General features: G+C 53.3%; 22 protein-coding genes and 1 tRNA gene. 8 read left to right on the top strand and 15 right to left on the bottom strand.

The window, feature by feature from the left end:
- Positions 1 to 10 precede the first annotated feature (10 nt).
- On the top strand, positions 11 to 1,036 hold the full coding sequence (locus tag RYZ27_RS01245) for a hypothetical protein (RefSeq protein ID WP_406680544.1): 1,026 nt from the start codon (positions 11 to 13) through the stop codon (positions 1,034 to 1,036).
- Between the two features lie 159 nt (positions 1,037 to 1,195).
- Here the strand turns inward: RYZ27_RS01245 and RYZ27_RS01250 are convergent, their stop codons facing one another.
- Positions 1,196 to 1,900, bottom strand: coding sequence for an IS6 family transposase (locus tag RYZ27_RS01250; protein WP_406680545.1), 705 nt, complete (start codon positions 1,898 to 1,900; stop codon positions 1,196 to 1,198).
- 68 nt (positions 1,901 to 1,968) lie between these two features.
- Between RYZ27_RS01250 and RYZ27_RS01255 the strand changes: the two genes are divergently transcribed.
- On the top strand, positions 1,969 to 2,301 hold the full coding sequence (locus tag RYZ27_RS01255; protein ID WP_406681747.1) for a hypothetical protein: 333 nt from the start codon (positions 1,969 to 1,971) through the stop codon (positions 2,299 to 2,301).
- 308 nt (positions 2,302 to 2,609) lie between these two features.
- Here RYZ27_RS01255 and RYZ27_RS01260 read toward each other — a convergent pair whose 3' ends face one another.
- The 5 genes from RYZ27_RS01260 to RYZ27_RS01280 form a co-directional block, all read right to left on the bottom strand.
- A complete protein-coding gene (locus RYZ27_RS01260) occupies positions 2,610 to 3,386 on the bottom strand; it encodes a hypothetical protein (protein WP_406680546.1) in 777 nt (258 codons plus the stop codon).
- 182 nt (positions 3,387 to 3,568) lie between these two features.
- Positions 3,569 to 5,560 (bottom strand): hypothetical protein, encoded by a 1,992-nt coding sequence (locus tag RYZ27_RS01265; RefSeq protein ID WP_406680547.1) that lies wholly within the window; start codon positions 5,558 to 5,560, stop codon positions 3,569 to 3,571.
- On the bottom strand, positions 5,557 to 6,501 hold the full coding sequence (locus RYZ27_RS01270) for a hypothetical protein (RefSeq protein WP_406680548.1): 945 nt from the start codon (positions 6,499 to 6,501) through the stop codon (positions 5,557 to 5,559). Before RYZ27_RS01270 ends, RYZ27_RS01265 begins: the two co-directional genes overlap by 4 nt.
- Before the next feature lie 103 nt (positions 6,502 to 6,604).
- The gene (locus RYZ27_RS01275; protein WP_406680549.1) at positions 6,605 to 7,972 is read right to left on the bottom strand and encodes a DNA methyltransferase; all 1,368 of its coding nucleotides are present in this window, start codon (positions 7,970 to 7,972) and stop codon (positions 6,605 to 6,607) included.
- Between the two features lie 232 nt (positions 7,973 to 8,204).
- Positions 8,205 to 8,420, bottom strand: coding sequence for a hypothetical protein (locus tag RYZ27_RS01280; RefSeq protein WP_406680550.1), 216 nt, complete (start codon positions 8,418 to 8,420; stop codon positions 8,205 to 8,207).
- 156 nt (positions 8,421 to 8,576) lie between these two features.
- Between RYZ27_RS01280 and RYZ27_RS01285 the strand changes: the two genes are divergently transcribed.
- Genes RYZ27_RS01285 through RYZ27_RS01295 form a run of 3 tightly spaced genes read left to right on the top strand, consistent with a single transcriptional unit; the run spans position 8,577 to position 10,755 of the window.
- On the top strand, positions 8,577 to 8,804 hold the full coding sequence (locus tag RYZ27_RS01285; protein ID WP_406680551.1) for a DUF3489 domain-containing protein: 228 nt from the start codon (positions 8,577 to 8,579) through the stop codon (positions 8,802 to 8,804).
- 44 nt (positions 8,805 to 8,848) lie between these two features.
- A complete protein-coding gene (locus RYZ27_RS01290; protein WP_406681748.1) occupies positions 8,849 to 9,196 on the top strand; it encodes a DUF2924 domain-containing protein in 348 nt (115 codons plus the stop codon).
- On the top strand, positions 9,193 to 10,755 hold the full coding sequence (locus tag RYZ27_RS01295) for a recombinase family protein (RefSeq protein ID WP_406680552.1): 1,563 nt from the start codon (positions 9,193 to 9,195) through the stop codon (positions 10,753 to 10,755). The genes RYZ27_RS01290 and RYZ27_RS01295 overlap by 4 nt, the downstream gene beginning before the upstream one ends.
- A gap of 359 nt (positions 10,756 to 11,114) precedes the next feature.
- On the opposite strand, the gene RYZ27_RS01300 is transcribed toward RYZ27_RS01295, so the two are convergent.
- Positions 11,115 to 11,205: transfer RNA gene (locus RYZ27_RS01300), tRNA-Ser, on the bottom strand.
- A 107-nt stretch (positions 11,206 to 11,312) separates the two neighbouring features.
- Here RYZ27_RS01300 and msrA point away from each other — a divergent pair.
- A complete protein-coding gene (gene msrA / locus RYZ27_RS01305; RefSeq protein ID WP_406680553.1) occupies positions 11,313 to 11,966 on the top strand; it encodes a peptide-methionine (S)-S-oxide reductase MsrA in 654 nt (217 codons plus the stop codon).
- 5 nt (positions 11,967 to 11,971) lie between these two features.
- On the top strand, positions 11,972 to 12,415 hold the full coding sequence (locus RYZ27_RS01310) for a YbgC/FadM family acyl-CoA thioesterase (protein ID WP_406680554.1): 444 nt from the start codon (positions 11,972 to 11,974) through the stop codon (positions 12,413 to 12,415).
- On the opposite strand, the gene RYZ27_RS01315 is transcribed toward RYZ27_RS01310, so the two are convergent.
- The gene (locus RYZ27_RS01315) at positions 12,412 to 13,317 is read right to left on the bottom strand and encodes a GNAT family N-acetyltransferase (protein WP_406680555.1); all 906 of its coding nucleotides are present in this window, start codon (positions 13,315 to 13,317) and stop codon (positions 12,412 to 12,414) included. The genes RYZ27_RS01310 and RYZ27_RS01315 overlap by 4 nt on opposite strands.
- Before the next feature lie 220 nt (positions 13,318 to 13,537).
- On the opposite strand from RYZ27_RS01315, the gene RYZ27_RS01320 reads away from it, so the two are divergent.
- Positions 13,538 to 13,972: a response regulator gene (locus RYZ27_RS01320; RefSeq protein ID WP_406680556.1), complete on the top strand. Its 435-nt coding sequence runs from the start codon at positions 13,538 to 13,540 to the stop codon at positions 13,970 to 13,972.
- On the opposite strand, the gene RYZ27_RS01325 is transcribed toward RYZ27_RS01320, so the two are convergent.
- The 7 genes from RYZ27_RS01325 to RYZ27_RS01355 all read right to left on the bottom strand — a co-directional run bounded on the left by RYZ27_RS01325 (position 13,969) and on the right by RYZ27_RS01355 (position 20,553).
- Positions 13,969 to 14,565 carry a 5-formyltetrahydrofolate cyclo-ligase gene (locus tag RYZ27_RS01325; RefSeq protein WP_406680557.1) on the bottom strand — a complete coding sequence of 199 codons (597 nt, stop codon included), beginning with the start codon at positions 14,563 to 14,565 and terminating at the stop codon, positions 13,969 to 13,971. The genes RYZ27_RS01320 and RYZ27_RS01325 overlap by 4 nt on opposite strands.
- Positions 14,562 to 16,304: a signal recognition particle-docking protein FtsY gene (ftsY, locus tag RYZ27_RS01330; protein ID WP_406680558.1), complete on the bottom strand. Its 1,743-nt coding sequence runs from the start codon at positions 16,302 to 16,304 to the stop codon at positions 14,562 to 14,564. Before ftsY ends, RYZ27_RS01325 begins: the two co-directional genes overlap by 4 nt.
- Positions 16,301 to 17,581 (bottom strand): tRNA (N(6)-L-threonylcarbamoyladenosine(37)-C(2))-methylthiotransferase MtaB, encoded by a 1,281-nt coding sequence (gene mtaB / locus RYZ27_RS01335; protein ID WP_406680559.1) that lies wholly within the window; start codon positions 17,579 to 17,581, stop codon positions 16,301 to 16,303. The genes ftsY and mtaB overlap by 4 nt, the downstream gene beginning before the upstream one ends.
- Positions 17,582 to 17,629: 48 nt before the next feature.
- On the bottom strand, positions 17,630 to 18,439 hold the full coding sequence (gene dapF / locus RYZ27_RS01340) for a diaminopimelate epimerase (protein ID WP_406680560.1): 810 nt from the start codon (positions 18,437 to 18,439) through the stop codon (positions 17,630 to 17,632).
- A gap of 68 nt (positions 18,440 to 18,507) precedes the next feature.
- Positions 18,508 to 18,918 (bottom strand): hypothetical protein, encoded by a 411-nt coding sequence (locus RYZ27_RS01345; RefSeq protein ID WP_406680561.1) that lies wholly within the window; start codon positions 18,916 to 18,918, stop codon positions 18,508 to 18,510.
- A gap of 32 nt (positions 18,919 to 18,950) precedes the next feature.
- Positions 18,951 to 19,538, bottom strand: a complete 588-nt coding sequence (locus RYZ27_RS01350) for a GNAT family N-acetyltransferase (RefSeq protein ID WP_406680562.1) — start codon at positions 19,536 to 19,538, stop codon at positions 18,951 to 18,953.
- Positions 19,498 to 20,553 (bottom strand): MaoC family dehydratase, encoded by a 1,056-nt coding sequence (locus RYZ27_RS01355; protein WP_406680563.1) that lies wholly within the window; start codon positions 20,551 to 20,553, stop codon positions 19,498 to 19,500. The genes RYZ27_RS01350 and RYZ27_RS01355 overlap by 41 nt, the downstream gene beginning before the upstream one ends.
- Positions 20,554 to 20,576 lie beyond the last annotated feature (23 nt).

Consider the following 20,576-nt stretch of genomic DNA (forward strand, 5'->3'; position numbering starts at 1 on the left):
GAGCCAGGAAATGCCAACACACTTGCTTAGATGGTGGAATGCCCAAACAGCGGGGTTCAACAAGAGTATTGCAGCCCTCAGATGGTTAGATAACTGGAACGGAGCTCTCGCGGCTCCGCCCGGAGGATGGCCAGGCGGCGCACCAGGCCCAGTGCCAGCTGCAGCCAATCGCTGGAGTGCAGTTGGCGAGGTTTACGGGGCAAGGCCAGCATTTGGGAATCCGCTGCCAATTCCTGGCCTCCCTGGCGTTGGACCGGCATGGGCTTGTCCAGCGTCACCTGCTGACTGGCAAGCAGTGCGCAATCGCGCCGCGCCAGCGAACCAGCTGCACCAATACGGCTATCTTGGGCATCCTATCGGTGCTGTTATGCCAACACGCTTTGATAAAAGTCAGGCAGCAGCCTGGCCTGCAGGTATGCCTGCATGGGGAGGTTATCCAGCTGCAATCCCAAGTGCCGGTCCAAATCCACCATTTAACAGGCCTGTAGCTGCAAATGTGCGCGGTTATCTGGCCCGGCGTGAACTTGTGATGCAACAGAGCGCGCCATTACATAATTATTGGTATCATGCCCTTTCCGGTGGGCATGCGACAACAGCATATGACCTGTATGATGCTCTACAACTAATTGTGGCCCGCGCAAACGCTATGGGCGGACGAACTGTTTCTGTCTTAATGGGGGACCTGAACTTGCAACCCCTCGATATGGTGCAGGTGATTGGTGCATTGGGAGGCATTGTCGCTGGACCAGCAACACACGTTACTGTGCCCGCAAACCAGTTTGGCATTGTGGCCACAGGATTGACGACCCAAACCACAGCGGGTCGAGATCTGGACTATGCTATCGTCTATCACTCTAACCTAGGCGGCGGTGCCCCACCAAATGTCGATGCCTGGATCGAGAGAGGCTTGAACCCACCAGCACCGGCCCCTGCGGTTCCGTACAATGTCCCAATCCCACATATTGGTCCTGGGCCAGCTCCTGTCCCTCCTTATACATCTGATCATCACCCGGTTCGCGTGCAGGTGACTTACTAGAGGTGGTATGAGGGTAGTGTAGCGGTTCAGCGGCCGTGAGACACTTTGGTGGTTTTGCTTAAGGAGGATTTTTGGCTCATCGTAACTGACTCAAGGAGTGAAGATGGGTGCTGTCAGTCTAATGCGAACGGGTCTCCAGCATCGCTAGGGTGAGACCTGCTAGGCGGCGAGAAGTTCGCGCCACTCGATAAGTGCGATGTCGCGTTGAATTTTGAATGTGGTTCTGCGGTTGATGTGGCGGTCTAGATTGAAATGATTGTGGAGCGAAGCGTGGGTCGAAACGAATTTCTGCAGGTTCGACATTCGCCTGAACCGAGACATTGCGCGTTCCCGTCGTCGAAACGGCAAGTGGGAATTCTCAGCCCGATTGTTGAGGTGGCGACCGACCTCGTGGCAGTCCTGGTTACCGATGTCTTTCATCGCTGCTCCGTAAGAACGAAGTCTATCCGTGACGATGGTTTGTGGATTGCCGTACCGCTTCATCGCTTTCTTCAGAAACGTAAGGGCGGCCTGCTTATCACGGGTTTTGGTGACATAGCTTTCCAGCACCTCACCCTCGTGATCGACCGCGCGCCAGAGGTAATGCTGGACGCCATTTATTTTCACGAAGACCTCATCTAGATGCCATTGCCACTGAGTATGTTGACGCATGAATGAAGCACGCTTCGTTCGGATCTTGCCGGCGAAGATTGGCCCGAAACGATCAACCCAAGTCCGCACGCTCTCATGGCAGATATCAATCCCGCGCTCATGGAGTAAGTCTTCGACGTTCCGAAGAGACAGTGGGAATCTGACATACATCATCACAGCAAGTTGGATGACCTCAGGTGATGTCTTGAAGTAGCGAAACGGGTTTTTGATCATGAACCCAAGCTAGAGTAGGGCGGTTAAAGCGTGCTTTCCGCTGACAATTCCTTCGTGAGAGGTTCGCGATCAAGCATCTTGTTGTTGAGAGAGATGGTCTGGGTCGTCAGGTGCTTGAGGAACTTGCGTCCAGGATGGACTTTGAAGATCGCTATAAGCACCTTCACGGCATGTCGACCAAAGGTGAAAGCAAGATTTACCGGATGGAACAGGCAATGGTGACCGTTCGGCAGGGCAGGGTGTTTATTCGTGAGCGAGAATGGGCAGAGCCGCTAATCAACGAGCTACAAATGTTTCCGACCGGCCCGCACAATGATCAGGTCGATGCGCTGTCGCAAGCCATCAAGTTTGTCCGAAACTTCGGTCCTCCGAAACTTAATGCTAGGGTGACGATACTTTGAACGAATGAGGCTGACTTTGGTCAGCCTCATTTTTGCGACTTGGGTTTTCGATGATCGAAGAACAAAGCTGGATTCAACATACAGCGAGAAAACGCCAAACTAAAAATCGTAACTCTGGGACTTATAGGGGCTAGTATGTTGGATAAATACTCAAGCGAGCGCGGCCGAGATGAGCCTGCGCTAAACAGGCGACATGGCGTCTTAACCGCATTTCTGATTGGCGCGCATAAGGAGACATTAACTCAGTCTTACATATCTGAGGTAGGAAGATACGCGCATCGATATAAGCAATGACCGAAGTAAATAGGTCAGTTAGATAGATCGATTGGATACTTCCAAATTCGACCAACGCCGCTAGACGTTTGGCGATTGTATGTTTCGCTAAAAGGGAAAATCACACTTGTAGGAAGTCTGGAGCGTTCGCGTAAATAGTAAAGACCGAATCCGATAGTTTGAGCTTTGGTTGCGAGCGGGCTGAGGTACAAGTTGGTAATTCGCCTTCTCGCATTAAGCTTACGGATCTCGTCAGATATTACCGCCGCCGTTACGAACGGATCGTTCGCGCTGGCGAAAAACACTTGATCCTCTGCAATTCTAGGGAGCGTGCCGTCGATCCGGTTTAAACGGAGAAGACTCTCGTGATACATATCCGAACTAAGCGACGGAAATGCGTGTAGCTGCACCAACTTTGCACTCTCTTTAGAGGCTAAAATTTGACCTATTCGGTCATGATCGTATCCCACCCCAATCAGGAGTATATCATTTGATAAGTCGGTAGAATGCGAACCTTCGTATCCTGATACTTGTCTGATTTCGAATGCGGATGAACGAGCGAATTGGGTTTCGGACTTTCGAGAATATTGGCTCGGTTCTGAGTATAGCATATCGAACCTGGTAAGCCCTTGATCGGCTAGATACCGCATCAAGAAGAGCAACTGCGGTCTCATAAAACCGGTAGCATCTATGCAGAGGCTAGCCGGCGGCTTTTCAGCTAGATCGAGTTGCTGAACTAAATCTACAATCAGCTCATCCTCGCGAAAGGATGTAAACGGGATAACTTCAGCGCCTTCTGGAAACTCATCCACCTCATACCCGTATTGGGGCAACATACACCAAACTTTTCGTGCTGCTTGAGCGTTTTCAAATACACTTTGGACTCGTTCGCTGTCATTGAACGCCGAGACAAAGACATCCCAGCAAAACGGGGCCTGCTTCAGGTGGACCAGTGACTTAGACTGCCGGCAATAATCGTATGTAGACCGATGCATTAAAATAGGTCCGCCTGATCCGGCGAAACGAGTTTTCTTTTTGATATCGTCATTTTAGAAACTCTGTCTCTGAACAAGCTTGGGAGCTCTTTTCGCTGTTCTGGATCAAAGATCGCATTTGCAAGCTTGGTATTTATTTCAATTGTACCTCGCCTAGATGTAGACAGGTCCCATCTAGGAGCGAGCATTGCCGATAACTGGTACTTGGCATCAATTGATTCGTTGTTCCTATTCTTTTGGCCGGTGGGAACGCGAATCAAGTAGGACCAATTTTCAGCCGCTTTCAACACGTCTCTAGCGTTCTCAGTAAGATCGGCTAGTTTCACGCTAAAAGCGCATAGTGAGCACTCGGAGGGGCTGTCACTGTATCGGATCGTTCGGAATAATAATGCAATGGCTTCAACCGCCTTCCTCACGTCATCCCCATTTTTGCCCGGTTGCGCATCTTCCCAGAACCAATCTGCACCATCCCGAATACCGTCGGATTGCGACTGAATCGTGATACGACCTAAATCGAATGGCTTTTCCCCGACGAATGCCGATCTCCTGTAGATGTTCTTCATAATACTCAGAAAATTTCTGGGGATGCCCTGAGACATGTTTATTATGTTTTCCAAGCCAGCATAGGGGACTCGTCTTTGGCAGTCTCGATATAGCTGCGCTAGGATATCGTTGCCGTAATGATTCAATATTGTTTTGAATGGATGGTCGACGCGCTTACCGCCATTGGCCAAAGCGATGTTTGCCTCGCCGATTTCGTTCGCTAGAGGAAGGAGTGAATTCACATCTTTGGGCCACCGCTTGTACAGCATGAAAACCCCTGATTTCTCTAGGTAAGGATGCTCTTGGAGCGTGAGCGATTGAATGATCTCTTGAGCCAGCGGCACTCCTATGTTTTCAAACGAGGATAGGGTTGTACCGAGTGCTTTAAAGTACGGGCGTTGACTGCCTTGTAGATCTCGCCGTTGAACCAGTTCAACAGAGGTATTTTTCCAATGGTCTGACTGATCGATGACCTCAAAAAAGGCGTCGATATCCATTTTGGGATCGTGACCAAAACCCTGTAAACGCTTGGTCAAAATCTTGTGCGCTAGCTTGTGATACTCTCTTTGATTCGCCCGAAGCACTTGATCCAAGTAAATTGATTCAAACTCCGCCGAGTATTTAATGGGCTCCTCACCAGTAGTGTCGAAGGTCTTAATTCCATACAGTCGTGCGCCGACTTTAATCGATGCTTTTCCTTTCCTGTAACGGATTAGGGTGTTTATGAATTTCTGCTGCTCGGCAGAAAAATTTTCCGCTTCATCAATGAGATACGAAAATAACGTATGCTCCAATTCGGAAATGTGTTTTGCAAAAACTCTTGGAAAACCAAACACCAAATCACCAGCTGAGAACGGAATTACAACGTTTGATAAATCTCTCGAAATTGGAGCATTCTCAACTTCGTGATCCACACTCTTTCGAAATGTCTCAAGTTCACGAATCAACTCTGCAAGGCTGCTAGGTGCAGTTTCAAAATCAAGTCGGAATAAAGCTGAAAGTTCCTCGACCAGGATTCCTGAGATTTGTTCCGTTTCAGAGAAAGCATCGTTGATGAGATGAAGTAGGTTTATTGCCAACCAAAGTTCAAAATACATAGCGAATATTGCCGACCAAGCCTCCTCAGGCTGACCTTTGGCTTTAAAACGTTCCGGATTTATGCCCTCGGCGGCAATGTAAACTGATGCTGTTTTTCTATTCGCGATAGTTTCGCGCAGGCTCAAGTATTTCTTGGATTGCACACGCGTGGATGAAAACCGTAGGATGTGTGTTTTGCCGCTTCCTTTGCCCCCAAGAAGAAACACTGGCATCACTTCTCTCGGTTGTAATAAAGCCAAAAGGCTTTCACCTTTTACTTCAAGGTCGACCCAATAATCTAATATCTCTTGATCGGAGAAGTCCGTCGCTTTCACGGTGGCGAATGGATTGGGTCGCAGCTGATCGCTCATAGACCCAGTCCTTTTGGATATCTACGAAAGATAGGCGTCCAACGAATGCCTGAGCTGTGCTCTGGAGATGCCCAGATAATCGGAAGACTATTGTCAGGTGTATTGTGATGGAATCCAAACAACAGTTGCCCGTCTTCATAACCGAGAGGGTGATTTGGAAGCAAAGACGTTCCGTAGATCGATGCCATCTTGCGTACCAAGTCAGCAGATATTCCGGGGGGTAGGTTAGTCGGATCTAGGTAGCGCGATACGGCGCTCATACTCTTGTAGCTCTCGTCTAGTTCAAAAACGGCGCCGCTTCGCGAGCCAAATTTAGATTTGTTTCTAACCGTGCGAAGGCCGTCGGTTGTCGCAAACAATGAATAATAATGAAGTTCGATTTTTGGGTTTAACCTAAGCACCTCGGGAAGAATCGGGCCCTCTTTAGAATACCTTACGGCGGTTTCACCTGATCCGCATACGTCATCAATGAAGACGAGTCGTTGCAAATCGGGAAATCTAAGTAAAAAAGAGGCGCCACTTTTGTCACGCGGATCTACCTTTAATAGGTCTGCTTGATCCACAAAATGCTCCGCTGAGAGACCATTTTCCTGGCGAAAGAAATATAAGAGATGAACTCCACTCTCCGATGGCGTCCCTACACCGAGAAACCTTGTTTTGCTAAGCTCTGAGACGACAGCAGTTTCGAGAGAATACGAACTTGTTCCAGGATCGAACCCCGCGTTTATGCTATCAATTATCGGCAAAAGCACTAGGTCGCGAAATAAAGCCCGTAGCAACACGCGGATCTCCAAGTTTCCGAAATACAAAAATTGAGAGAGTAAGAACAGCGCGTGCAATCGCTCTTGCTTGATAGGCTCTCCAGTTTTTCCGGAGAAGTTGGAGAGCCATTCCTCAACTTTGATCCAATTAATTCGACTTTCCCAAGCGTGCTCGCTCAAGACCATAATTCGCGATCGCAACAGCTCCCAAGTTGAATCGTGAGGATCAGCGTGCACTCTGCTTTGTGGGAACTCGTCGCGTATACTTTCTAGGACTGACATATCAATTTGGCTTTTGCGGCTTTGAAAATAGCAAAATATGCTCATGCTCGATCACATCAGCCGTAGATGCACGCTTCGTGGTCAGTGCACGCGCTGGTATATCATCGATCAAATGCAAATCGAGTTTCATTCCGAGTTCTTCAAGCATTGTTGAAAGATAGTCGGACGAACGAAAATCATTCCCACAAACCTTATTGTTGCCGATAACCAATACAAGACTTCCACCGGGCTTCAGCACTCTATACATTTCGCTGAGGGCACATTTCATCTCGGATAAGTACTTACCTGCGATGTGCGCGCGAAGTGGATTTTCTCGGAAAACGCTTTCAAGCAGGTTATCGGCATCAACGATGCCTGTGGGGGACAAAGCTTGGTATTCCGCTATTTGAAAATGCTCTCTGCCAATGGTTTTAGATTCAAGCTCTCGAAGTTCTTTGGATCCGACCAAATCTAACCATCCGAGACTTAAACTTGCCGCACGAACATATTTTTGGGCGCCAGCGTATGGTGGAGAAGTGATGATAAGATCAATTGAAGCTTCTCTCATGCGCTGTTTGCCGCTCGCACTGCGAAGGTTTTGAGCTCTGAGTCCACCCGAAACGACCATAGGTTTTTTTGGTAGCATCTCGGCAAAATTACTCATTCGATTGGCGTTCGCTACAAGTTGCTTTTGGAATACCTCCCAAGGGTCTTGGGTGTTTTCGACTAAAATACGAGTTCCATTTGCCCCTACTTTTTCCTTACGTCGTACCGGTACGGCAAATCGAGGATCTGCATTGCTGACCTTTCGACAGACGCTAGAAAAAGTGGCCCAAAGAAAATCTCGATTTTCGTCAGCGGCGTTGCATTCAATCGCAGCCTTAATCCTGCAGAGTTTTTGGATGGCCGCGGGTCTGAACCAAAGATCGATGTTTACAACATCTGGTGGAGTGCTGGCTCTGGACTTTGAGTAAGAGCCTCTGAGGCGGCTCAGCAGTTCTTCAGTCTCACAATTTGAGACCAGCGTAGTTTTAGCTCTTGTAATCAAACGCGCTAACGGGTTCACATCTGCATACACAGCTTGGTATCCCGAAAGTGTGGCCTCCAAGACGACCGTACCGCTTCCGCAGAACGGATCTAAAACCCTGACATTTTTGCCAGAGACCAAGTTCGAGTTGACGAAAAAGTGGGCGATATGGGGCAGCAGCTTTGCCGGATAAGAGTGTAAATAATGTGTCGCGCGCTCACCAACTTTAAGACTCTCAACAAGTCGACGGAATGAAACCTTAAGCGGTTGCTTTGATTCCTCGTATAGCAGGAGCAGCTCATCAAGAGCCGTTGAGGTGTGATCACTACTCAAAGCATTCGAATGATTTAGTCTCTGAAGCATTGAGCGCCCTTCCAGATTCTGGTCTCCGAGATTTCGAGATCAAAGGCAATTAAAGAATGAAGTTTCAATGCGGCAACCTTAATCCGATTCTCTCATGAACAGGTTGGAGACTAGCGCGAACAGACTATCGATTTATCGGGCTTGATACTCAGGTGAATATGGGGATCTAGCGGCGATTTCCTTATGTCTGGTTTTAGGAATAAGCCGCCTTGCGGCTGTGACGCTTTGTGACTCAATCATCGTCACGGATGGTTTGCTTTAGGATGTTCTCGATCGCCTGTGCGTGTTGGATGAGGCTGTTAGAGAGCGAGCGGATCAGTTCAGAGCTCTCGCTAATATCCCTATGTGTGGAGCCAGGTGCTTGCGCAGACATTAGGGCTTCGATCGCATCTTCCAAACCAGCGATAACTTCCACAACAATTTCGCGAGCCGAGTCTAGCCTATCCATACCTTTGCTATGGCCTTCTCAGGCAAGGTCGTCATGCAGCTTTTTCCACGGCAGACTGGACTAGTACGCTGTGTCGAGCATTGCTGTTCGAGCGCCCGGTAACTCTCGGGCTTGTCTCAGTGGGGCAGGTAGATGTCCCAGAAAATGGAGACAAATATGACTGAGACGATTTCACCACCCAAGGACGGCACGAAGGAAGCGCAGTTGGTTTCTGCATTGAACGGCAAGGGCGCTACTATCGTTCAACTTTCAGGCCTGCTTCATTGGCAACCGCACACCGTACGCGCCGCTATGACGCGTCTTAGAGGACGTGGGTACATCATAGACCGTGTTGCCAAGACCAACCGCTCTGCTGCCAAGTTCAAGATCAGGAAGGTCGACTGATGACATTCGAGGAAGAACTAAGTGGACTTGATCGCAGGGGGCTAATGCAGAGATGGTGTGAGATCATAGGCTGCGAGCCTCCGCCGCGTCTGGGTCGCCCAACTATGGTTCGTATTTTGGTATGTGAGCTTCAATGGAAGAAGAGTCCCGAGAATCGAGCTGCAATCAAACGGTCTTTACAGAAGGTCTTGGAAAGGTCGCAAAGCAGTAACCCCAAAGCGCCCTCGGGATCTCGTCTCATCCGAGAATGGAACGGCAAACGCCACATCGTGGATGTTTCGGATGAAGGCTATGTCTGGCGCGGTAAGACCTGGCGTTCCTTAAGCGCGATTGCCAAAGAGATCACCGGCACAAAGTGGTCGGGCCCGCGCTTCTTTGGAGTATCGGGGTGAGTAAGGTCCGATGCGCGATCTATACGCGCAAGTCTTCTGATGAAGGTTTGGACCAGGCGTTCAACTCGCTTGATGCGCAGCGAGAGGCTTGTGAAGCCTATGTTAGGTCTCAGCAGCATGAGGGCTGGAGAGCCCTAAGAGGTGAGTATAGCGATGGTGGCATATCAGGAGGTACTCTTGAACGACCAGCGCTTCGAAGGCTCCTTGAAGACATTGATGCAGGCCGGGTGGATATGGTTGTCGTCTACAAGATAGATCGCTTGACACGCTCGCTTTCAGACTTCGCCAAACTCGTAGATCGACTAGATGCGGCAGGTGCGAGTTTTGTGTCCGTCACGCAGCAGTTCAACACATCTACGAGTATGGGTCGTCTGACATTGAACGTGCTTCTGTCCTTCGCCCAGTTTGAGCGAGAAGTCACAGCCGAGCGGATTCGAGACAAGATCGCGGCCTCAAAGAAGAAAGGCATGTGGATGGGGGGACCGCTCCCGCTTGGTTATGACAAGGGCGATGAAGGGTTGGTGGTCAACCAGGCTGAAGCGGACATCATTGTATCGCTATTTGAGAACTACCTCAGGCTCGGCTGCGTACGAGAACTCAAAGCTTTTGCGGATCGGCAAAACTACCGTACTAAACAGCATACCTTCAAATCGGGACGTATCCATGGCGGGGTCTCTTTTTCCCGGGGACGGCTCTATCACTTGCTCTCCAATCCAATTTACCTGGGCAAGGTTCGCCACAAGCAAGAGGCGTATGACGGCTTACACAAGGCGATTTTGAGTGAAGAGCTCTGGAGCGAAGTTCAGGCGAAACTCAATTCAAACAGGGTAGCTCGTGCATCTGGTGAGAATGCGGCTCATGCCTCGCGACTTGCGGGCAAAGTCTATGATGAAGAGGGTGTGCAGCTCACGCCAAGTCATACCAGTAAGAAGGGCAAGCGTTATCGCTATTATGTGTCTAAGCACTTTGTGACGGAAAGTGGTGAGAGGAGACATGGCTGGCGTTTACCAGCAGCTGAACTGGAAGCGGCTGTTTTGAATGCGATCTCATCTGACCGCAGAGCGCAGTTGCACTTCGAAGAAATTGGCCAACCAAAGTTCACGTCGCGGGACCTCTTCTCCCAGATTGAAAAGGTCGAAATCGGTCCGGCAAGTCTTCGAATATCAATTCGTCTGCAAAGTGGTGCTGCATTAGAATCACTTTTGGTCGAAGCGCCATTCACACGCCGCCGTCGAGGTGTTGAACAGAAACTTGTTCTCTCATCGGACACGAAGCGAAACCCAGATCTATTCTTCATCCGGCGCATCTTAAAAGCTATGGATCGGGTGGAGAAACTGAAATCAGGACAGTCTCTGAGAGATATCGCAGATGAGCAGAATACCACATCAGAGTATCTATCCAAGAATCTCGACTTGGCGTTCCTCTCTCCCAGAGTACTAAAAGCGATCACTTCGGGTCAGCAGGATCCAACAATCGCTGTTTCGCACTTTCATTCGAAACGACTGCCAATGGACTGGCTCGATCAAGAGCGTTTGTTTCTGCCAAAACGGATTTCCTGAAACGAGCGGAACGTTCCCTGTTAAGGCAACAACTTTTCCCTGTTATTTGAGTTAAATTCCCTGTTCCTTTGAGTAGGGAATTCGTCGCCTAAATCTCTGTATTTGCTGCTGATTGTCTGCCTCCGATACATGCGAGCGTGCCAGTTTTGACAAAATTCCCTGTAAATCGGGCCTTAACAGGGAATTTTCCAAACCCGCCCTAAATTTTTCGGGCTGGGAGACTTTCTACGAATTCAGGGTGTTTAGAGCATGTAAATCGGGCAAGGAGAGACGGATACCAAGGTAATTGCCTTACAAGTCCCGGTAATGCCGGGACTATTTTGTGAAGTAGAAAATTCCCTGAAAAACCTCAGACTGGGTGGCGGTGAGACAGGGATTCGAACCCTGGAGACGGGGATACCGCCTACACGCGTTCCAGGCGTGCGCCTTCGACCACTCGGCCACCTCACCGTAAGCGGGCGTCTATACCTGACTGGCAACAGACTGCAAGATGAACCGTTGCGCGCAACTGCTAAAGCCCCATATTGTGAGAGCTTCAAGAAAGGATTTGCCCTGCCATGCTGTTCACCCGCAAACCTGCTGCCCTGCCAACCTCTGACACGGCTCTGCCCGGCCGTGCCGAGGCGATCCCGACAGAAACGGCTCACTTTGTGAATGGCCGGGACATGAGCGGCCCTGTGCTGGAGGGCATGGAAGAGCTGGTCGTGGCGCTGGGGTGTTTCTGGGGCGCTGAGCGTGTGTTTTGGGAAATGGATGGCGTTTACGTGACCCAAGTTGGTTATGCGGGCGGGATAACGCCAAACCCGACCTATGAAGAGACCTGCAGTGGCCTGACGGGGCATACAGAGGTGGTGCGGGTTGTCTTTGATCCGGGTATCGTGTCTTTGGATGATGTCCTGAAACTGTTCTGGGAAAGCCATGATCCGACACAGGGCATGCGCCAAGGCAATGATGTCGGGACGCAGTACCGCTCTGCGATCTATACCACCAATGCGGCTCAGATGGCCTCGGTTCTGGCGAGCCGGGATGCCTATCAGAGCGCGCTGAGCGCGGCGGGGCGTGGTGAGATCACGACCGAGATCAAGCCGCTCGATACATTCTATCATGCTGAGGGCTATCACCAGCAATATCTGGCTAAGAATCCAGCAGGCTATTGCGGTATTGGGGGCACCGGGGTGTCTTGCCCAATGCCCGGCGCACATGCGATCTAGGCAGGATGACGACACTTCCCGAACCGTTCGATGCGCTTGGCCAGCATTGGCTGACCTTGCGGGTCTATTACGAAGACACTGATTTTACCGGCATGGTGTACCACGCCAATTATCTGCGCTTCTTTGAGCGGGGGCGGTCAGATTTCCTGCGCGATGCCGGGGTTAGCCATCAGGACCTGCTGGCGCGGCCAGATCCGGCGGCTTTTACCCTGACGCGGGTTGAGGTCGACTATAAGCGCGCCGCGAAGGTGGATGACCTGTTGACCATTCGCACCCGTAGCCGCGGTGTCAAAGGCGTACGCATGTTCTTTGAACAGAGCTGTCTGCGCGGCGAAGACATGATTGCCGAAGCCGACATTACAGCTGTGATGATCCATGCTGATGGGCGTCCGCGCCGTCCGATCCCGGAGGTCGTGGAACAGCTCAAGCCTTTTGAATATTCCGGCTAGGCTTCGGGCAGGGGCGCGAACGCCTTGTCCCCATTATCGGCGAGCTCATAAGACACGTATTGGCGCATCGCTTCAGTAACCTGCAGCGTGTCACCGGCCAGCATGTCTGAGGCGATCAGCGGCCCGAATGTCATTTCAAACAGGCTGCCTTTCTTATTGAGTAGCTCGTGGAACAGCGTGATGTCGCGCAGTTCGCCATTTATCTTTGAGAATAAATAGTAGAGCCACGAATTGCGGGCGGTGACGTTTAGCGGTTGGACCGGGGCTTTATACTTGCGAGCAAGCGAGGTGATGGACGACATCCATTCATGCTCGGTCAGGGTGCCGTCGACCATTTTGGCGAGTTTGCCCGATGGGAAGATCACGACGCATTTCTCTGCCTCAAAGGCTTCTTTAGCAAGGCGCAGGGTTTCGCGTGTCTTGGCTGGCGTGCGTTTTTCCATGACCCATTCGACCGGAATGATGACATCGGAAAATTCAGGGTTTACGCGCAAAGCGTCAGCATTGGCAAAAAACACAATGTCGCGTCGCACCTCGCGCAGGGCGTCCCACACCGCCACGCCATCGGCAAGACCTGTGGGATGATTGGCTGCGACAACCAGTCGCCCCTTGTCCGGCATGCGGTCGATCCGGTTCAGTGTCAGCTTGAAATCAAGTTCTTCGGCGAGGTGATCAAAGCCGTCCTGACCACGCATTGTGCGTAGGTAATCGGCGGTACGGCGGGCCTTATTATAGCCCAAAGTGCCATAGAGGGCCGGGCGAATAGCCGGCCATGACCAGTGCCCGACAAAGCTTGGGCAACGCTCCATAATCAGTTCATCAACAATATGGGCGTCAGTTTTTTTTATGTTTTCGAGAAACGCCGATTTCGGCGCTGAAACGTCCAGCGTCTTATCCGTCATTCCCTCGTCTCCATGGGCGATCTAGCCATGTTTTGGAGCCTATCACAGTTTTGTGTCGCTTGGCGATGATCGGCTTCAGCGAGGGAAAGCGTAACATTGTCAACACTTTGGTCACTTTGCCTTTACCATCCCGTAAGGCCCGTGTGGCAAAACTGTGTTCAGGAAGACAGACCTTGCGAGACACGCTGGAGCATTCGCGTAGAGTAATAAGGAATATCAGATGAAAGTTCTGTGGGTTGAAGATCATGAACCTGTACGCGATCTGTTGGCGGTCGCTGCTGATAAAGCAGCCCGTGCGCGTGTTCCGGTTGATCTTGTAATGGCTTCGACCCTGATGGAGGCGGAAAACCGTCTGCGTCTGGAGCGGTTCGATCTGGTAGTGCTTGATTTGACTTTACCGGACAGTTTTGACGCGGACATGACGATCGCGCGCGTTGCGAATATGGGCAAACATCGCATTTCAGTCTGCTCAGCCGGGCCAGAGCGTGACAAAGCTGTTGAGACGGCTGTGAAGTGCGGGGCGAATGTTGCGCCTGCCGCGGTCTTCAAGGCGCAATTGCCATTTAACCGCTTCATTCAGCGGGCTGAGACATTTTACGACTTCCTGTTGGAGCAAATGCCCAGCGCAGAGCCTAAGCAGCTCGCTGCAGCTTAGTCTTCTTCCTGTGCGCCCATTGCGCGCATCATGAAAAGCGGGATGGAGCCACGCTCTGTCATCACCCAATCAAGCGGAATGTCATGCTGTTCAGCCGGAATTGCATCGACTTCCTGCCCGTGAAACGCCAAACCGCAAATGAAAACGCGCCCTTGCTGGCGCAGGCGTGCAATGGCGCGATCATAGTGGCCTTTGCCATAGCCGAGCCGATTGCCCTGACGATCAAAGGCGAGCAGTGGCGTCAGGATCAGGGTCGGCTGAACTTCCGGAACCTCGTGAAAAGGTTCCAGCAGGCCAAAAGCGCGTTTTTCCAACGGGTCGCCGCGCGTATAATGGCGATAGATCATGGATCCATCATCGAGAACGCACGGTAGGGCGAGTTTCGCGCCCGCCTTGACCAATTTATCCATTAAAGGACGCGGGTCCATCTCACTGCCAATCGGCAGGTAGACCGCCACGGTCGGGCCATAGCGCTCCAGGAGCTTCAGCGGAAACTTGTCGGCAAGGATTTCACCAGCATCAGGATCACGCGCAGCCAGTTCCTCGCGCAGCGCCTTCATCTGATCCCGTAGAGCCTGTTTATCCTCGCTCATGCGGGTTCAAGCTCGCTGTCTTCGGTAATATCGGACAGGCCAACCAGCGCGCGGGCATAGGCGCGAGCGGAGAAAGGCTGCAGGTCTTCGGCTTTCTCACCCACGCCGACAAAGTGGATCGGCAGGGCATGCGCCTCAGCCACCGCGACCAGGACACCGCCTTTGGCGGTACCATCCAGCTTGGTCATCACGATGCCCGAGACATCGGCGGCTTCGCGGAAGGCTTCAACCTGCGACAGGGCATTCTGCCCAACCGTGGCATCAAGCACGAGGATAACATCGTGCGGCGCATTCGGGTCGAGCTTGCGGGTAACGCGCACAATTTTTTCCAGCTCCGCCATCAGCTCTTTCTTGTTCTGCAGGCGGCCAGCGGTATCGACGAGGACGAGATCAATATCCTCGGCGCGGGCTTTCTCAATCGCTTCATAGACAAGGCCAGCGGCATCTGCGCCGGGCTCTTTGGCCATGACGGGAATTCCAGCCCGCTCTCCCCAGACGGTGAGCTGTTCAATAGCCGCGGCGCGGAACGTATCCCCGGCAACCAGCAGTGCTTTGGCCCCTTGGGCTTGGAGTTTTGAGGCAATTTTACCAATTGTTGTGGTCTTGCCGGAACCGTTTACGCCCACGAACAGGACAACGCGCGGGCTGGTACTGTCTGACCAATCTACAATCTCTTCGCGCGGGGTCATGATGGCTTCTATCTCATCGGCAAGAGCCGCCTTGATCTCATCCCCGGTCACATCCTTGTCGAGGCGGGTCTTGGCGAGGTTTTGCACAATGCTGGCCGAGACCTTGCCGCCCATGTCTGAGGTCAGCAGCAGATCTTCGAGATCTTCCAGCGCGTCTTCATCAAGTTTGCGTTTGGTGAAGAGGCTCGAAATGCCTTCACCCATCTTGGAAGAGGATTTAGCGAGGCCTGAGGTTAGCTTGGTGAAAAAGCCGGGATCAGCGACTTCGGCATAGGGGTCAGGTTCCCCGCGCGCGATGGCGGCCTGACGCTCGGCCTCTTTGCGGGCGCGTTCTTCGGCAAGTTTCTGGCGCAGGGCCTCATCAGCGCGGCGCTGGTCGAGCAGGGCAAGCTCAGCCTTGGCCTTTTCTTCCTGTGCGCGGCGCTCTTCCTCGGCTTTACGGGCGGCCTCGGCCTCTGCGGCGAGGCGAGCTTTTTCCTCTTCAGCAGCGCGAGCAGCCGCAGCAGCGGCTTCATCGGCAAGGCGTTTGGCCTCGGCCTCCTGTCGCAGGCGTTCGGCTTCAGCGCGGGCTGCGGCGGCGTGTTCAGCTTCAGCAGCATCGGCGGCGGCTTTGGCTTCTGCTTCGGCGGCGAGGCGTTCAGCTTCGGCTTGTGCGGCAGCGGCTTCTGCGGCTTCCTTGGCGTCTGCTTCGGCTTTTATTCGTGCAGCTTCAGCCTCACGTTCGGCGGCGAGACGGGCTTCTTCAACGCGTTTGGCTTCTTCGGCGAGCTTGGCAGCGTCCTGCTCGGCTGCCTCGGCTTCACGTTTCTGACGCTCTTCCCAGGCGGCATTGGCTTCGGCGACTTTACGCTCAATTTCAGCCTGCTCTTCGGCCTTACGGGCCGCTTCTTCCTCCTCCTGAGCCTGTCGAAGGGCGGCGAGGCGCTGAGCTTCGGCCTCTTCAGCTTGCTTGGCGGCCAGCTCTTCAGCCGAAAGCTCCGGGGCCTCCATTTCGGCACCCGCTTGAAGCGCTTCCTGTTTTTTCTTTTTCTTGCCGAACCAGAGGATCATGGGTCTATAGCTTTCAATCGTTCGCCGTCATGCCCGATTATCCGCGCCCGGACAGGGCGTCCAGCCTCGGCAGTGTCAAAGCCGGTGAGGGTCACAGGGGTAAAGTCGGCCAATCGGCCCTGCTCGCCGCGTTCTATTAAGACTTCGGTAACCGTGTTTTTATGGGTATCAAGATGGTTAACAAGCGCTTCTTTCCCCTTGGCGCGAAGACGGGCGGCGCGTTCTTTAATCACCGCTTTTTCAAGTTGTGGCATCCGCGCAGCAGGGGTGCCGGGACGCGGGCTGTAGGGAAAGGCATGCAGGAAAGCGATGCCGCACTCGTCAATCAGGCGCAGGGAGTTTTCAAACGCTTCCTCTGTTTCGGTCGGGAAGCCGGCAATAATGTCTGCACCCAAAGCAATCTCAGGACGGATGGCGCGCAGGCGCTGTGCCAGCTCGATCGCATCCTCGCGGCTGTGACGGCGCTTCATCCGCTTGAGCATAAGATTGTCGCCGTGCTGTAGGCTCAGATGCATGAAAGGTGCAATCCGGGGATCTCCCATCGCTTCAAACAGCGCTTCATCCATCTCAATCGCATCGATCGAGGAAATGCGGAGTTGTTTCAGCTCCGGCACCAGTTTCAGGATGCGCTGAACGAGATTTCCGAGCTGTGGCTGGCCGGGCAGGTCACTGCCCCATGAGGTCAGGTCTACCCCGGTCAGGACGACTTCATAATGCCCGGTTTCAACCAGACGCCGGACCATGTTTACGACTTCACCAGCCGGGACAGAACGCGAGTTTCCGCGGCCATAGGGGATGATACAGAACGTACACCTGTGGTCACAGCCATTCTGGACCTGAATATAGGCGCGGGCGCGGCCATCCATGCCGTCAATCAGATGACCTGCGGTTTCTTCCACCGACATGATGTCATTGACGCGGATTTTCTCGGTTCCGCCGAGCAGGTCGACAGGTTCCCAGGTCTTGGCCTGCATCTTCTCATGGTTGCCGATGACGCGGGTCACTTCAGGCATTTCCGCAAACATTCCCGCATCAATCTGCGCTGCGCATCCTGTAACAATGACAGGGGCATCAGGATTATCGCGGGCGGCACGGCGAATGGTCTGGCGAGCGGTGCGCACAGCCTCAGAGGTGACCGCACATGTGTTGACGATAATCGCCCCGTCCAGCCCCGCCTTATCGGCATGGCCACGCATAACCTCGCTCTCATAGCTGTTCAGGCGACAGCCAAGCGTGATGACCTGCGAGGGCCGGGTGGGGGACTTTGTTTCAGTCATGATCTCAGCGCGCATATCGCCCTGCAAGTCCCATGACACAAGGGCAGGCTACACGTCCATTGTTTGCTCAAGCTCGACCGGCCCGGTCATGATGACGTGATCTGTGGTCTCATCCCAGTGAATGATCAGGTCGCCGCCATCAAGGATGAGGCGGGCTTTGCGGTCGGTTTTGCCCGCGCGCGCGGCGCAGACGAGCGCTGCGCAAGCCCCTGTACCGCAGGCTTTGGTCAGGCCTGCGCCGCGTTCCCAGACCCGCAAACGGATCGTTTGACGGTCAATCACCTGCGCAAAGCCAACATTGACGCCTTCCGGGAAGGTCGGATGCCATTCGACCAGCGGGCCAATGGCCGGAATGTCATAGGCATCGACATCATCAACAAAGAAGACGGCATGCGGGTTGCCCATACTGACCACGGCGGGCTTGTAGAGATAGGGGTCATCCATTGGCCCGATTTTTACGTCGACACCGCGCACATCCATCTTTTCCGAGAGCGGGATGTCTTCCCACCCCATCAGGGGGGAGCCCATATCAACGCTGACGAGGTTACCATCGGCGCGGGAGCCTTTCAGCATATCGGCTTCGGTCTGGATACGGACACTGTCCTTGCCGCTCTCTTCCAGCAGCAGGTGCGCGACCGCGCGGGTGCCATTACCGCAGGCTTTGACCTCACCGCCATCAGCGTTCCAGATACGCAGGAAGGCATCAGCGCGCAGGTCGCGCTCAATCGCCATAATCTGATCAGCCTGCATCGTGCGGGCAATATCCTGCAATTGCTCTTTGGAGGGCTTGAACGGGCCATTGCGGGCGTCAAACACCGCAAACGCGTTTCCCGCCCCATTCATTTTCCAGATCCGCATGGCCTATCCTTTAACATGACGATCCTGTAACGCGCTGACATAGAGCGGTTTTAGGCTCGCCGGAAGGTTTATTTTGGTAAACGGGTTGCCGACAGCCAGGCCCCGGCCTGGGAGACTGCAGCGATCAGGACCACCAATTGCCCGGTCCAGTGCGGGATAATCAGCGCCAGAACCGCCGCAATCATGCTGGCAATGTGGACGCGTGGATCGCTCATCAGATAGCCAATGAACTGTCGCTTGCTGGTGATCTGCAATAGGGTCACGTGTCGCCAAACCCGGTCCATGCCCGGTGGGCCAAACGCATCCTGCAGGTCGCGGGGATCGGTAATGCCGGACAGTTCAGCAAGTTCACGCACACCCGTCATCTGGTGCATCACGCGTTGGCGAAGCTGCCCGGACTGGATCAGCCGGACAAAGGCTGACAGCAGGGTCGCAAGCGCAACAGCATAAAGGGAGAGACCGGAAAGAACGGGTGACATGCGCGCTATATAGGAGGGCTTTGCTGAAAACCCTAGATATCCTCAGGGTTTAGCTTTTGCCACAAGTCGTGATCCCGCCAGACCCCTTCAATTTTGAGGTATTGCCGCGCCCGGCCGATTTCCTCAAAGCCCAGCCGCTCCAGCAAGGCACGGCTGCGCGTATTGTGGGGAAGGCAGGCGGCAGAGATTCGATTGAGACGCTGGTCCTGAAATATGTGCTGACAGCCTGCGCTGACAATTTCCTGCATCAGGCCTTGTCCCTCCGCCTGTTTGGCAATGGAATAGCCAAGGTCACAGCATTGGGCGACGCCGCGCTGAATATTGGTGAAATTACAGACCCCGATCAAGGCGCCTGTGATGTCGTGGCGCGCGACGAGGCGTAGGGATTGGCCATGCTGGGCGTCGAGCTGCGCCTTGCGGGCACGCAAACGCCAGCTGCGGGCGCCATGGAAGTCTTCCGGGCGGGCTGGTTCCCATGGGTCGAGGTGATCGGCATTGTCGCGATAATAGGTGGCCATCGACTCAGCATCGCGCTCATGCAGCACGGTGAGGTGGGTACGCTCTGTCTCTATGCGCAGATTACCTGCGCCGGGGGATAGCCGCCCAGTAATCGAAATCAAGGCATACTCCGCTTGCATATTTCCCATCTTCACCGCGCAGGGCAAAACCGCCAGGATCCTGATCTTTTACCGCGACGAGGCGCAGGCGTAGCGCCCCGACTGTATCGGACAATTCAGCCTTATCGAGCACTTCACTCCACGCATAAACCGTGTCCCCGGCAAAGAGTGGCCCGGTATGGGTGCCGCCATTAATCGCCAACATTTCTGCCGCATTGGCGAGGCCGTTAAAGGACAGCGCGCGCGCAATGGAGATCACAACGCCGCCATAGATCAGGCGTTTGCCAAAGCGGCTCTGCTTTTGATTGTGCCCATCAAAGTGAACCTTGGCGGTGTTCTGGTAGAGACGTGTGGCAATCTGATGCTCGGCCTCTTCGACCGTCATACCGTCAACATGGTTGATCTTCTCGCCAATCGCATAGTCTTCATAACGATACTCTGATCCCGCCAGCGTATCATCCCAGTCCGTATATGTCGGCAAATTCTCCAGCGTTTTCGGATCAACTGCCTTGGGCAGGTCTGGAATAACCGTTTCTGGGGCAGGCGAGGCCGCGTCGCGCTTATTCACCATCACCCAGCGCACATAGGATAGCACTTCCTGATCATTCTGGTTGAACCCGCGCGTACGGACATAAACCACACCAGTCTTGCCGTTCGAGTTTTCCCTAACGCCAATAACCTCGGACACTGCCCGCAATGTATCACCGGGATAAACCGCTTTCGGGAAACGCCCATCTGCATAGCCAAGATTGGCGACGGCATTGAGCGAGATGTCCGGGACGGTTTTGCCAAACACAACATGGAAGGCGAGCAGAGGGTCAATGGCCAGACGCTCAAACCCATTATCCGTGGCAAAGGTCTGCGCACTATAGAGGGCGTGGCGGCTGCCGGTCAGGGCGCGGTAGAGCGCAATATCGCCAGAACTCACGGTGAGCGGCGTGGCATGGTTCAGAACCATCCCGATATAGAAATCTTCAAAATAATTGCCTGCAAAGGACTTGGGAGTGTGCTGTGTCATGGCGCTCAGGTATGACGCGCCGC

Source organism: Hyphomonas sp. FCG-A18, assembly GCF_045287255.1.
Classification (GTDB): domain Bacteria; phylum Pseudomonadota; class Alphaproteobacteria; order Caulobacterales; family Hyphomonadaceae; genus Henriciella.